Annotated in this window: 12 protein-coding genes; 8 read left to right on the forward strand and 4 right to left on the reverse strand. The window is 70.4% G+C overall.

Annotated features, from left to right (window positions below; translation table 11 throughout):
* Positions 1-13: 13 nt before the first annotated feature.
* The 3 genes from NE234_RS17145 to NE234_RS17155 form a co-directional block, all read right to left on the reverse strand.
* Positions 14-211, reverse strand: coding sequence for a hypothetical protein (locus tag NE234_RS17145; RefSeq protein ID WP_252781287.1), 198 nt, complete (start codon positions 209-211; stop codon positions 14-16).
* 77 nt (positions 212-288) lie between these two features.
* Complete coding sequence (locus tag NE234_RS17150) at positions 289-1,575, reverse strand: adenosylmethionine--8-amino-7-oxononanoate transaminase (protein WP_252781288.1); 1,287 nt, start codon at positions 1,573-1,575, stop codon at positions 289-291.
* A 42-nt stretch (positions 1,576-1,617) separates the two neighbouring features.
* Positions 1,618-3,048 (reverse strand): CCA tRNA nucleotidyltransferase, encoded by a 1,431-nt coding sequence (locus tag NE234_RS17155; protein WP_252781289.1) that lies wholly within the window; start codon positions 3,046-3,048, stop codon positions 1,618-1,620.
* A 113-nt stretch (positions 3,049-3,161) separates the two neighbouring features.
* On the opposite strand from NE234_RS17155, the gene NE234_RS17160 reads away from it, so the two are divergent.
* From NE234_RS17160 to trxB, 8 genes are all read left to right on the forward strand, one after another.
* Positions 3,162-3,692, forward strand: a complete 531-nt coding sequence (locus NE234_RS17160) for an aminoacyl-tRNA deacylase (protein WP_252781290.1) — start codon at positions 3,162-3,164, stop codon at positions 3,690-3,692.
* A gap of 35 nt (positions 3,693-3,727) precedes the next feature.
* Positions 3,728-4,204 (forward strand): NUDIX domain-containing protein, encoded by a 477-nt coding sequence (locus NE234_RS17165; protein ID WP_252781291.1) that lies wholly within the window; start codon positions 3,728-3,730, stop codon positions 4,202-4,204.
* Entirely contained in the window at positions 4,201-6,312 is a 2,112-nt protein-coding gene (locus tag NE234_RS17170) for a DUF6049 family protein (protein ID WP_252781292.1), read from the forward strand. Before NE234_RS17165 ends, NE234_RS17170 begins: the two co-directional genes overlap by 4 nt.
* Positions 6,305-8,038 carry a murein biosynthesis integral membrane protein MurJ gene (gene murJ, locus NE234_RS17175; protein WP_252781293.1) on the forward strand — a complete coding sequence of 578 codons (1,734 nt, stop codon included), beginning with the start codon at positions 6,305-6,307 and terminating at the stop codon, positions 8,036-8,038. The genes NE234_RS17170 and murJ overlap by 8 nt, the downstream gene beginning before the upstream one ends.
* Before the next feature lie 166 nt (positions 8,039-8,204).
* A complete protein-coding gene (locus NE234_RS17180; RefSeq protein ID WP_252781294.1) occupies positions 8,205-9,815 on the forward strand; it encodes a protein kinase family protein in 1,611 nt (536 codons plus the stop codon).
* 290 nt (positions 9,816-10,105) lie between these two features.
* The gene (gene sigM, locus NE234_RS17185; RefSeq protein WP_252781295.1) at positions 10,106-10,735 is read left to right on the forward strand and encodes an RNA polymerase sigma factor SigM; all 630 of its coding nucleotides are present in this window, start codon (positions 10,106-10,108) and stop codon (positions 10,733-10,735) included.
* Positions 10,732-11,493: an anti-sigma factor gene (locus NE234_RS17190; protein WP_252781296.1), complete on the forward strand. Its 762-nt coding sequence runs from the start codon at positions 10,732-10,734 to the stop codon at positions 11,491-11,493. Before sigM ends, NE234_RS17190 begins: the two co-directional genes overlap by 4 nt.
* Before the next feature lie 347 nt (positions 11,494-11,840).
* Positions 11,841-12,824, forward strand: a complete 984-nt coding sequence (gene trxB / locus NE234_RS17195) for a thioredoxin-disulfide reductase (protein WP_252781297.1) — start codon at positions 11,841-11,843, stop codon at positions 12,822-12,824.
* A gap of 420 nt (positions 12,825-13,244) precedes the next feature.
* Here the strand turns inward: trxB and NE234_RS17200 are convergent, their stop codons facing one another.
* The gene (locus NE234_RS17200; RefSeq protein WP_252781298.1) at positions 13,245-13,784 is read right to left on the reverse strand and encodes a DUF1062 domain-containing protein; all 540 of its coding nucleotides are present in this window, start codon (positions 13,782-13,784) and stop codon (positions 13,245-13,247) included.
* Positions 13,785-13,899 lie beyond the last annotated feature (115 nt).

The following is a 13,899-nucleotide window of genomic DNA, read 5'->3' on the forward strand; positions in this document are numbered from 1 at the left end:
AAAAGATCGGCGGTCAGAGGGCGTCCGGTTCGTCCTCCTCGTCGAGGGCGTGCCCGTCGTCACCGGAGTGCAGGTCGGGCTCGCGGCCGAGGACCACCATGATCAGGTCGAGGAGACCACGAAAGGTCCCGGGCCTATCGGGCTCCGCCTCGGTGGGGTTCGATGCGTCTGGGCGCGGCCCGTCCTGGGCAGCGGGGGTCACGGCGACCATGTCCACCTCCGAAGTGCGTCGTCCTCGTAAGACGCCTCCGGACGTTCGCGGCTATGCCACCGCGACGCCGTTGATGATCAACGGGTGGCCGCGCGCGCTCCGGCGAGCATCGCGCGGGTGATCCGGTCGACGTCGTCGGGCGCGCAGACGTACGGCGGCATCGTGTAGATCAGATTGCGGAACGGCCGGAGCCACACGCCCTCCGCCATGACGGCGTCCTGCACGGTGCCGATGTCGACGGGGCCGGCCAGCTCGATCACGCCGATCGCGCCGAGCACCCGGACGTCGACGATCCCGGGCAGGTCCCAGGCCGGCTCCAGACCGGCCGTGAGCAGCTTCGCGATCCCGGCCACCTCGGCCCGCCAGTCGCGCTCCCGCAGCAGCTCGATGGAGGCGATGGCGACGGCGCACGCGAGCGGATTGGCCATGTACGTCGGGCCGTGCATCAGCACGCCGGCCTCGCCGTCACTGATGCCGCGGGCCACCCGGTCGGTGCACAGGGTGGCGGCCATGGTCAGGTAGCCGCCGGTGAGGGCCTTGCCCACGCACATGATGTCCGGGCTGATCCCGGCCCGCTCGCAGGCGAACAGCGTGCCGGTGCGGCCGAACCCGGTGGCGATCTCGTCGAGGATCAGCAGCACGTCGTGCCGGTCGGCGAGCTCGCGCAGCAGGCGGACGTACGCCGGGTCGTAGAACCGCATACCGCCCGCCCCCTGGACGACCGGTTCGACGATGATGGCGGCCAGCTCGTGGGCGTGGGCGGCGACGACGCTCTCCAGCTCCGCGGGGTACGTGGCCGTGTACGCGGTCTCGTACGGGGCCGGGGGCATGGGCGCGAAGACGTGCGCGGGCAGCAGGTCCGTGAACAGGTGGTGCATGCCGCCGACCGGGTCGCAGACGGCCATCGCGCCGAAGGTGTCGCCGTGGTACCCGCCGCGCACGGTGCACAGCCGGGTCTTGCCCGTACGGCCCCGCGACCGCTGGTACTGCAGGGCCATCTTGATCGCGACCTCGACGGACACCGAGCCGGAGTCGGCGAAGAACACCTTCGTGAGCGGGTCCGGCGTGCAGTCGACCAGCAGCTCCGCGAGGCGTACGGCGGGAGGGTGGGTGAGGCCGCCGAACATCACGTGGGCCATCGCGCCGAGCTGCCGGGTGAGGGCCGCGTCGAGGACGGGGTGGGCGTACCCGTGGATCGCCGCCCACCACGACGACATCCCGTCGACCAGCTCGCGGCCGTCCGCGAGTGTCAGCCGGACGCCCTTCGCCGAGACGACCGGATGCACCGGCGTGGTCGCCGGCATGGGGGCGTACGGGTGCCAGATGTGCTCCCGGTCGTACGCGAGCAGCTCCTCAGGGCCCATGCGACCCCATGATGGCAGCCGGATCGGTCCGGCGCGGGGAACTCAGCCCTGCTCGCGGGCCCACGCGCGGAGCGCCTCGGCGGCGGCCTCCTTGCCGATCGGGCCCCGGTCGAGCCGCAGGTCGAGCAGGAACTTGTACGCCTTGCCGACGGCCGGGCCGGGTCCGATGCCGAGGATCTCCTGGATCTCGTTGCCGTCCAGCTCGGGCCGGATCTTAGAGAGCTCCTCCTCCTGCTGCAGCCGGGCGATCCGTTCTTCGAGCCGGTCGTACGTGCGGGCCAGCGCGGCGGCCTTGCGCCGGTTGCGGGTCGTGCAGTCGGCGCGGGTGAGCTTGTGCAGCCGCGGCAGCAGGTGCCCGGCGTCGCGTACGTAGCGGCGCACCGCCGAGTCGGTCCACTCGCCGGTGCCGTACCCGTGGAAGCGCAAGTGCAGCTCGACGAGGCGGGAGACGTCGGCGACGACCTCCTTGGGGTAGCGCAGCGCGGTGAGGCGGCTCTTGGCCATCGCCGCGCCCACGACCTCGTGGTGGTGGAAGGTCACGCGGCCGCCGTCGACGAAGGAGCGCGTCTTCGGCTTGCCGATGTCGTGCAGCAGCGCGGCGAGCCGCAGCACGAGGTCCGGGCCGTCCTCCTCCTGGGCGATCGCCTGTTCGAGCACGATCAGGGAGTGGTCGTAGACGTCCTTGTGCCGGTGGTGCTCGTCGATCTCCAGCCGGAGTTTGGGGAGCTCGGGCAGCATCCGCTCGGCCAGCCCGGTGTCGACCAGGAGCGTGAGGCCGGCGCGCGGATGGGCGCCGAGCAGCAGCTTGGACAGCTCGTCGCGGACACGCTCGGCCGAGACGATGTCGATGCGGTCGGCCATCGCCTTCATGGCGGCGACGGTCTCGGGCGCGACGGTGAAGCCGAGCTGGGCGGCGAACCGCGCGGCGCGCATCATCCGCAGCGGGTCGTCGTCGAAGGAGTCCTCGGGGCGCCCGGGGGTCCGGATGACCTTCTCCCGCAGGTCGCGCAGGCCGCCGAAGAGGTCCACGAACTCGTGTCCCGGCAGACGGGCGGCCATGGCGTTCACCGCGAAGTCGCGGCGGGCGAGGTCACCTTCGAGGGAGGTGCCGTACGTCACCTCCGGCTTGCGCGAGTCGTGGTCGTAGGACTCGCTGCGGTAGGTGGTGATCTCGAGCTGGAGGTCGCCCTTGCGGAGCCCGATCGTGCCGTACTCGATGCCGATGGTCCAGACGGCGTCCGCCCAGCCCTCGACGATCCGCAGGACCTTGTCGGGGTGGGCGTCCGTGGCGAAGTCGAGGTCGTTGACCGGGCGCCCGAGCAGGGCGTCGCGCACGGGACCACCGACGAGGGCGAGTTGGTGGCCCGCGTCCGCGAAGCGCCGGCCGAGGGCGTCGGCGAGGGGCGTCACGCGCCGCAGCAGCTCGCTGACTGCCGCGTGCTGGTCGGAGGTCACGTCATGGTCGTTCGGCACGGCAATCGAGCCTAGGTCCTCGCAGGTGCCGGGCAAAACGCGAATCACCGCGCGGGTGATCCGCTAAGAGCCCGAAATGGGGGTAAATCACCTGAACGAGCACGGAGACCACGATGAAGGACGCACTCTCCATCCATCGGCTCCTGCTGGAGCACCAGACGGAACACGAGATCGTACGCCTGCCGAGACACATCAGCTGCGCGGACGATCTCCCCGAGGTGCTCGGACTCCCGGCGTTCCGCTGCCTGTCCACCCGGATCTACCTGCCGTACGAACCCGGCCGGCTGTACACCGAGCACCATCCCCTCGTCGCGGTGATCGTCCCCGCGGGGATCCGGCCCGCGCCGTCCGCCGTCGCCGACCTCGTCGGAGTCCCGGAGATCCGCCCGGCGCCGGTCGACCTGGTGAACGAGATCACCGACTACGCGGCGGACCTGGTGGCGCCGCTCCTGCTGCCCGCCGAGGTCACCATGCTCGTCGACCAGCGGACGACGTACGGCGACGAGGTCGTCTACACCCCCACGGGAGAGGCGTGGACGGCCCTCGGGATCCACACGCTCGACCTGTTCGCGCTCTGCGACGCCAAACCGACGCCGATCCCCTGCACAGGCGTCCAGGACGCCCCCCGTCCCACCGATCATTGACCGAGGACGCACGTACGGCTACTACGATTGCGGCCGTGTCCCGCCCGCGCAGACCCAGACGCCGGCCCGCCGCCCCATCGGGCCGTCACCGCGAGGAGACGTCGGCGGGCGGGCTGGTCGTCGACACGGCAGGCACCCCGCGCGCCGCGTTGATCGCCAGGTACGACCGAGACGGCAGGCTCCTGTGGTCGCTGCCGAAAGGGCATCTCGAGGCCGACGAGACGATCGAGGAGGCGGCCGTGCGCGAGGTCGAGGAGGAGACCGGCATCCGTGGCCGGATCCTCGCCCCACTCGGCAGCGTGGACTACTGGTTCTCCGCCGACCGAAGACGGGTCCACAAGACCGTGCACCATCATCTGCTGATCGCCGTGGGAGGCGCCCTCTCCGACGGCGACGCGGAGGTCGCCGAGGTCGCCTGGGTACCGCTGGACGAGGTCCGCGACCGTCTCGCCTACGCCGACGAGCGAGCCCTCGTCGCCAAGGTGCCCGAGCTGCTCGCGGGCACCGCATGAAGCGGCTGCTCGCCCTCGTCGTCCCGATGGTGCTGACCGGAGGCCCGGCCCTCGCCGCCACCACGCCTCCCCGCCCCGGCACCACCCACACCACGCACAGCGGACGCGCCACCACCCGCGCCGCGACCCCCGAGCGGGCCTCCCGCGAGACGCAGCCCGCGGCCAAGTCGCCGGTCAACGTCATCATCGACTCGGTGTCCCCGAGCTACCTGACGCAGCCCTCCCAGATCCTGAGGCTGAGAGGGCAGGTGCAGAACCAGTCCGACAACGCCTACCAGCGGCTCACCGTGCGCCTCGTCTACTCCACGCAGCCCGAGCGGACCCGTGGGGCGCTCCAGGCGTACGCCGACGGGAAGGGCAGCGATCCGTTCACGGCCGGGCCCGCCCAGGCGCTGTCGGCGGCCACGCAGCCGGGTGGCAAGCAGCCGTGGGCCCTCAAGCTGCCCGTCAGCCGGATGCACCTGCCCGGGTTCGGCGTCTACCCGCTCGCCGTCGAGGTGCTGAACTCCGTCGACCAGATCGTCGCCCGGCAGCGCACGTTCGTCACCTACTTCCCGAAGACCACGTTCGCCATGAAGACCAAGGTCTCGTGGGTCTGGCCGGTGATCGACCAGCCGCACCGCGCCGACGACTCGACGTTCACGGACGACCGTCTGGAGCGCGCGCTGGGCACCGGAGGGCGGCTGAACGACCTCGTCGCGGCGGCGGCCCCGTACAAGTGGGTCAGCTGGCTCCTCGACCCCGCGCTGGCGGACGACGCCGCGAAGATGACGGACAAGGACGGCTACAGCGTCAAGGGCGCGCACAAACCGAAGAACGCCGTCGCCGGCACCTGGCTGAACACCCTGCGCACCGCCCTCGCAGGCAAGACCGCCATCGCGACGCCGTACGCCGACCCGGACGTCATGGCACTGTCGCGCGCCGGCCTGGGACAGGACGTCAAGACGGCCGTGAGCGCGGCGGGGACCGCCCTCGGCCGGGCCAATCTGCCCCTGGAGAACACCTCGGTGGCGGTGCCGCCGGACGGCTCCGCCGACCAGCGGACCCTCACCGACCTCGTCAAGGCCGGAGCGAGCACCATCCTGCTCAACAGCACCACCCTGCCGAACCTCCAGGCGCAGAGCTACACCGCCGACCCCACGACGCAAAAAGAGATCAGCGGGAAGAACGTCCGGCTCATCGCGTACGACGACACGCTCAGCAAGGTCCTCGCCGCGGAGGCCGACGAGCCGGGGGGAGTGGCGCTCACCGAGCAGCGGTTCCTCGCCGAGACCGCCATGATCACCAATGAGCAGCCGGCCAACCCGCGGAGCGTGGTCATCGTGCCGCCGCGCCGCTGGAGCCCGGGGCCGGCCCTCGCCAGGGACCTGCTGAAGTTCACCGCGCACGCGCCCTGGATGCGGCCGACGCAGCTCGGCACCGTCGCCAAGCAGAGGAGGCCGGAGCCGCGCACCTTCCTGCCGCAGAAGGGTTCGACCGGCCTGTCGAAGCACTACCTGAAGCCGGTGAAGGACCTCAGGCGTGAGGCCTGGCGGTTCGACATGATCTTCCAGCCCCCGGCGAGCGGGTTCAGCCTCGGCGTCCTGCGGGTCGAGTCGTCGGCCTGGGGCGACCAGACCCGGACCGGGCTGACGCTGAGACAGACGCTGGAGAACCGGCTCCGCGCCGACCAGGGCGAGATCAAGGTGCTCAACGACCACTTCGACCTGGCGGGCAAGTCCGGCCAGGTGCCGATCACGGTCTTCAACCACCTCGAGCACGGCACCGTGAAGGTCAAACTGCGCGCCGTCTCGCAGAACAACACGCGTCTCCACGTCGAGGGCCCCGGGGCGAAGCAGAGCGAGATCACCCTCGAGCCCGGCCACAAGGAGACGGTCAACCTCTACATGAAGGCCGTGGCCAACGGCCCCGCCTACGTCTACCTCCAGCTGCTCGGCCCGGACGGGCAGCCGTTCACGACGACCAGGGTGCTGCAGGTCCGCGCGACGGCGTACGGGCGAACCGCGCTGCTCATCACGGGCATCTCACTTGCCGTACTCTTCGTCGGCGTCGGATATCGCGTGATACGGCGCCGAGGTGACGAAGCGGAGGGCACGACCGGTGACTGAGGCACAACCAGGCCCCGAGGCCGCGGTGACCCGGGTCGATCTCCCGGCGATCTCCCCCGAGGAGCCCGCCGAGGAGCCGGGCCGCCGCGGCGGCGTCAGCGGACTGCTCAAGTCCAGCGCCGTCATGGCCCTGGGCACGATCGCGTCCCGGCTCACCGGCTTCGTCCGCACGGCCGTGCTCGTCATCGCGCTGGGCACCCACGCGCTCGGCGACGTCTACAACACCGCGAACACCTTCCCCAACGTCATCTACGACCTGCTCCTCGGCGGCGTGCTCACCGCCGTGCACGTCCCGATGCTGGTGCGCGCGCTGGAGAAGGACCGCAAGTACGGCGAGGAGTACGAGTCGCGCCTGCTGACGCTCGTCCTCGGCGCGCTGCTGGCGCTGACGGCGATCGCGATGGTGTGCGCGCCCTTCCTCGTCGACCTGTACGCCGGCTCGTACAGCAAGCAGAAACACGACCTGGCCGTCATCTTCGCGCTGTTCTTCCTGCCGCAGATCTTCTTCTACGGCGTCGGCGCGCTGGCCGGTGCGTCACTCAACGCCCGCGGCAGCTTCGCCGCGCCCATGTGGACGCCGGTGCTGAACAACGTCGTCGTGATCGTCGTCGGCATCGCGTTCCTCATCGTGGGCGGCCGGGGCGTCGGCCCGGGGAACATCTCGCACACCGACATCGTGCTCCTGGCGGGCGGGACCACGCTCGGCATCGTGATCCAGACGATCGCCATGTGGCCCTCCCTGCGCAAGGTCGGGTTCCGGTACCGGCCGCGGTTCGACTTCCGCCGCGAGGAGCTCGCGCCGGTCGGCGGCATGGCGCTGTGGACACTGCTCTACGTCGCGATCCAGCAGGTCGGCTTCGTCGTCAACACCAACATCGCCAACGGCGCCGGTGACAAGGGCGCCCGCGAGGGCATCACGTACGGCGTCGGGCTCACGCCGTGGAGCAACGCCTACCTTCTGTTCCAGCTGCCGTACGCGATCGTCGGCGTCTCGGTGGTCACGGCGCTGCTGCCGCAGATGAGCCGGCATGCCTCCGACCGCCGGTTCGACCTTGTCCGAGAGGACATGTCCTCGGCGCTGAACCTGTCCTCGGTGGTCATCGTCCCGGCCGCCGCGCTGCTGTTCGCGCTGGCGCCGGAGATGACCACGGTGTTCTTCGCGCATGGCTCCACGAAGATCTCCGACGCGCTGATGATCGCCAACGTGCTGCAGGCGTTCACGTTCGCGCTGGTGCCGTTCGCGATCTACCAGTTGCTGCTGCGGGTCTTCTACGCGCTCGCCGACACCCGCACGCCGGCGTTCATGGCGATCTTCAACGTCGCGATCAGCATCACGCTCGGGGTCATCGGCTACAAGACGCTGCCCACGGACAAGATCGTGATGGGCATCTCGATCGCCCTGGGCGTGTCCTGGACGTTCGGCTGCGTCGTGGCCGCCCTCATCCTGCGCCGCCGGCTGAACGGACTCGGCGCCCGGCACATCGTCACGTCCCACGTGAAGATCGCGGTCGCGACGATCCCGGCGCTGCTGTTCGCTCTCGCCGTGCATCTGCTCGGTTACAAGTTCTTCTACTACCACGTCATCTCGTCGCTGGGTGTTCTGGTGGTCGGCGGGGGCGGGGCCATGGTGCTGTACTTCCTGGTCGCCCGCCTTCTGCGCATTCCGGAGTTGGAATCGCTACAACGAACCGTGATGGCCAGATTGCCCGGTCGTGGGGCGAGTTAGGAGGCGCTGCCCGTAAGGTGGGAGAGCGCGACTCGCGCCGGGTAGTAATCCAGCGACGCTCCTCGAGCGTCCTACGATCGGGCGGGATTGTGATGAAGTCTTCCTCCGTCCATAAGGGAACGAGGGAGGGTCGAAGGCGTAAGGGAGCCACGGCACTGATGATGGGATGCGACCACCTACGCCGGACGCCGCGTTGAGCACGTCCGTCATCGAACCTGGAACCCGCCTGGCCGGTCGGTACCGTCTGGACGACCGCGTCAGCGAAGCGGGCGGCTCCACATTCTGGAAGGCGACGGACGAGATCCTCGCCCGCGCGGTGGCGGTGCTCACCTTCGCCCCGGGCTTCCCCCGGGTGAACGACGTGGTGACCGCGGCCCGCGCCGCGAGCCGCCTCACCGACCCGCGGCTCACCCAGGTCTTCGACGCCGACGACAGCGGCGAGCGCGCCTACGTCGTCAGCGAGTGGGTCACCGGGGAGACCCTCGAGGACCTCCTCGCCCAGGGCCCCATGGAGGCCGACCGGGCCGCCGCCTTCCTGCTCGAGGCCGCCGAGGCGCTGACCTCCGCGCACGCCGCCGGCCTGGCCCACCTCTGCCTCACCCCGCACAACCTCGTCTGGACCAGCGGCGGCACCGTCAAGATCACCGGCCTGGGCGTCGAGGCCGTCCTGTCCGGGGCGGAGTCCGACACGCCCGCGCTGGACGACGTGCAGGGCCTCGGCGCCATGCTGTACGCCGCGCTCACCGGCCACTGGCCGGGCGGAGAGGGCACCGTCCTGCCGCCCGCGCCGACCGGGGCCGACGGGCGGCCGCTCCTGCCGAGCCAGGTCCGCGCGGGCATCCCGCACAACCTCGACGCGATCGTCGGCCGGGCGCTGGGCATCGCCGTCCGGGGCGCTCCGGAGCGGTTCGACTCCCCCGGAGCCTTCGCCGACGCGCTCGCCAAGGTCCCCCGGTCGCCGCTGCCGTTCGTGCCCCTCGTCGGCTCGACGCCTCCGGCGGTCATGCCGCGGCCCGACAGCAACCCGGACGGTACGGCGAGGATGTCCGCCGCGGCGTCCCAGCCGATCCCTCCGGTGCAGACCATCCCCGACAGCGCGCGCATGCGCCCTCCGCAGCCGCCACAGCCACCGCAGCACTCCACTGTCGGAATGCGCTCCTCGGGCGGCGGGAACACCCGGGGCTCCTCCAACAGGCCCCTCCTGGTCGCCGTGGTCGTCGTCGTGCTCGTCGTGGTCGCGGTCGGCGGCTGGGCCCTGTCTCAGATGGGCGGCGGCGACGGCACCAAGAACGCCAAGGGCGGGACCCAGTCGAGCACGAGCGCGTCCCCGACGCCGAAGGTCGCCGAGCTCAAGGTGGACCGCGTCCTCCTGGACAACGACCCCCCGCACGCGGACACGACCGCGCCGAAGGACCTCGGCAACGCCATCGACAAGAGCAAGTCGAGTTTCTGGACGACGCAGCATTACTACGGCGCCGACTTCGGCGGGCAGCGCAAGGGCATCGGCCTCGTCCTCGACATGGGCAAGACCGTGACGGTCGACAAGGTCGCCGTGAGCATGCCGGACGGGACGCCCGGCCGGGTCGAGCTCCGGGTCGGCGACTCCCAGAAGTCCTCCGCCTCCCAGACGCAGGACACCGGTGACGCGGTCGGCACCTTCGAGCTGAAGGGGAAGCAGGCCAAGGGCCAGTACATCACCCTGTGGTTCAGCAAGCTGCCGTCCATCGGGAGTTTCCAGATCAAGGTGAAAGACGTCACCGTGTACGGAACGGCCTGATTACCGCTGATTCGATTCCGCGGCCCGACGCACTGCCGGAGGGGAGTGGCCGTCGTCGCGTATCGCCGCCTGAGCACCTCTGAATGGAGCGGACGGGGATAATTCCCTCAGAGGGGACGTGACGGTACTCAGACGGCTACCATCGTGAGCGTGTTGAGGCCCCCCTGCACCGCGGGAAACCCTGCGCGCCGGCCACGGCGGCAGGATCGGGAGGGGGACTCGGGGGGACACGGTGGGCGAGGGCGATACACCATCGGCGGGGTCGCCGGTTACGGAGCGGGCTGACGAAAATGGCGGTCATACGCGGGGGACATTCGATCGAGGCCGTCCCGGACAAAGAGCTGCTGTCGCGGCACGCGAATGGCGATCCGTACGCGTTCTCCGAACTCGTACAGAGGCACCGCGACCGCATGTGGGCCGTGGCGCTCCGCACGCTCGGCGACCATGAGGAGGCCGCCGACGCACTCCAGGACGCCTTCCTGTCCGCGTACCGCGCGGCCGGCCGGTTCCGCGGCGACGCCGCCGTCACCACCTGGCTGCACCGCATCGTCGTGAACGCCTGCCTCGACCGGATCCGCCGGCGCACCATCCGGCCGGTCGTGCCGATGGGCGACGACGCCACGCTCGACTCCGTCGCGCCGAAGAATCCCGACCCCACCTCCAGCCACGAACTGTCCCTCGACGTGAACGAGGCGCTGCAGCGCATACCCTTCGAACAGCGGGCGGCGCTCGTACTCGTCGACATGATGGGGTACGCCGTCGATGAGGCCGCCAGAGTCCTGGAGGTCCCGCCGGGCACCATCAAGAGCCGGTGCGCGCGTGGCCGTGCCCGTCTCGCACCGCTTCTCGGACACCTACGGAACCAGGGACGCGGCTCGGGCGTCGAATCTGCGGAGGAAGGAGGTGGCACATCCGCGTGACTGCCGCACACCTTGACTACGATGCGCTGGCCGACCTCGCCGAGGGGATTCTCGACGATGCCACGGCCACATCCGCAGAGCAACACCTGACCGAGTGCGCCCAATGTCGTGATCGGGCCACTGAGGTCGCGGACGTCTCCCGCGTTCTCGCGGAGGCACCCACACCGCCGATGCCCGCTCACCTCGTCGAACGCCTCGACGCGGTGATCGCGGCCGAAGCGGCGTCCCACGTGCCGGGGCACCGGCACGCCCGTCGATTTCAGCTCCTCGCAGCGGCGGCGGCCGCGGTGGTGGTCGTCGGCGGCGGGGGCGTCATCGCCCGCACCGTTCTGGAGAACGGCGACTCCAACAGCGCCACGGTCTCCCAGCGACCGGTGGAGGATCCTTCTCGCCCGCGTGCGGGAGCTCCCCGAGCGCAGCCACGGCCCGCGCGATCCGTTCCGTTCACCGCCGTACGGAGCGGGACCCGTTACACCTCGGCGGATCTGGAGTCTCAGGTCGCCTCGGCACTGTCCTCGGCGACCGCCGCCGACCACGCCCTGAACGCGGTGGCGCCCGGATCGCTGGCGGACTGTGTCGGCCGGGTGAGCGGCGGGAAGGCCCCGCTGCTCGTCGACTCGGCCACCTACGACGACCGTCCCGCGACGGTCATCGCGCTACCGGGTGCCGACGGCGGGCACGCCGACGTCTGGATCGTCGGAGCGAAGTGCTCCGCCGATGACCCGGACCTGATCGCCCACCGGCAGATCGCCCGCTGATCAGCGAGCGTCGTACGGCCGGACCGCCCTCTTCACCCGGGCGGTCCGGCCGTACGAGGCGTCACCCCGGGCCGTACGACGGAATTTCCCCCATCGTCAGGCGCAGGCCCCGGCCGAGGACGCAGTGCCCCCGGTCGTACGATGCGGTGCCCTACCGTCGTCAGGCACAGGGCGCCGGCCCGACGATGCGAGCTTCCCTGCTGTCGGGCGCGGGTACGTCGCGCGCGTGTGCGTGAGCGGGAATGCCCGCGCCCTAGGATCGGTTTAAGGGCACTGCGAGCGGAGGTGACCGGGCCACCCAGGACCGGGCACGTGCTCCGCGGACGCGATCAGAGAGAGGCACTGTGGTGAGCGACGTCCGGAACGTGATCATCATCGGTTCGGGGCCGGCGGGATACTCCGCAGCGATCTACGCGGCACGGGGAGACCTCCGGCCGCTGGTCTTCGAAGGCTCCGTGACCGCCGGTGGCGCTCTGATGAACACCACCGACGTGGAGAACTTCCCGGGCTTCCCCGACGGCATCATCGGTCCCGACCTGATGGACAACCTGCGCAAGCAGGCCGAGCGCTTCGGTGCCGACCTCGTCGCCGACGACGTGACCGAGGTCGACCTGAACGCCTCGCCGAAGGTCGTCAAGGTCGGCGACGACACCTACTACGCCAAGGCGGTCGTGATCGCCACCGGGTCGAAGTACCGCGAGCTCGGGCTGCCGAAGGAGAAGCAGCTCTCCGGACGCGGCGTCTCCTGGTGTGCCACCTGTGACGGATTCTTCTTCCGTGACAAGGACATCGCGGTCGTCGGCGGCGGCGACTCCGCCATGGAAGAGGCGATCTTCCTCACCCGATTCGCTCGGTCGGTCACCATCATCCACCGGCGCGACAAGCTCCGCGCCAGCCGGATCATGCAGGACCGGGCGTTCGCCAACGAGAAGATCAAGTTCGCCTGGAACAGCGAAGTCGCCGAGATCCTCGGTGAGGAGAAGCTGACCGGCGTCCGGCTCCGCGACATCACGACCGGCGAGGAGCGCGACCTCAAGCTGTCGGGTCTGTTCATCGCGATCGGCCACGAGCCGCGCACCGAGCTGTTCGCCGACCAGCTGGAGCTGGACGAGGAGGGGTACCTCCGCGTCTCGTCGCCGACGACCCACACCAACATCGCCGGCGTCTTCGGCGCCGGTGACGTCGTGGACCATCGCTACCGCCAGGCGATCACCGCGGCCGGCACCGGCGCCGCGGCGGCGCTCGACGCCGAGCACTGGCTCCAGGAAGAGGGGCTCGCGGAGCTGACCCCGCAGCAGTTCTCCTCCTCCGTACCTCTCCTCGGCGCCTGATTCCGGCACGTTTCCCGGCCTCCCGCGGCCAGGTCGGCGGTGGCCCCGTGCTCTCGCACGGGGCCACCGCCATTTCATGCGGTCTGACCTGCAGAAACTCACCAGAGCCTCGCTGGCAGGCGAACGCTGCCGGGCCGGTGTGATCGACTCACTCCCGGGGTCGGGGCGCTTCAGCAGCCCCTCAGAGCCCAGAAGGCTCATCGGGCCCTTGGCACCCTCTCCGAACGCCCTTGCGGGCAGCCGACGGGCACGACGATCAGTGAATTCGCGGCGTGTCGCCTTGCGCGGCGACCCCCTATCGCCTCTCGCCCACCGATGCTCATCGACCTCCCGGACGCGCCTCGTTCCGCGGTCCTTCCGTGAGTCGGCTCCTCCCTCGCAGCCGGGCGGACGGGGTGGCCCGCCGCGGCTACATCCCCGCTAGTCCCCGGCCATCACGGTAAAGGTGAATCCGGTGCTCGTCGGACGGCGCAGCGGAATACCGCACTTGATCCGGCGCAGTACCTCGTTCCTGCTGAGGCCGAGCCCGTGCGCGATGAGCCGTTCCGGGCGCACCGGTACCGGATCCTCGAAGACGACCTCCACGTGGACCGGCCACGCCTCATCGGGCCATGCCGACGGGGCGTCCAGCCGCCAGGCTCCCGTCCAGTCCAGGGTGAAGCGGTTGCGCCGGGCGAGCAGCGGATCCAACAGCCTGGCCGCCACCAGTTCCGGATCGTTGACGCGGTAGCCGTGGAGCTCAGCCGGATCGAAGGATCTGACCGGCGCTCGCTTGTGCACGGTGAGCCTGCTCGTCCGGTCGCAGGACACGCAGCGGACCAGCAGCCACACGTCCAGCAGCTTGGCGTTGGCGTTGACGCGGAACCTGCCCTCGCCGGTGGTGGCCGACTCCGACCCGCAGTCCACGCACCGCAACGACAGCAGAGGCAGCCTTGTCCGGCGAACGACCCAGGGCAGCACGATATGAGGTTGTGAAGACATGAGCCCTCTAGCTCTGACACGAGGCCGATTGCGCGCGGCCTCAAACGCTGTATGACCGGGCGCACAAGGGCGGCCCGGCAGAACCGACAGGAGC

Source organism: Actinoallomurus rhizosphaericola, from assembly GCF_024055675.1.
GTDB lineage: Bacteria > Actinomycetota > Actinomycetes > Streptosporangiales > Streptosporangiaceae > Actinoallomurus > Actinoallomurus soli.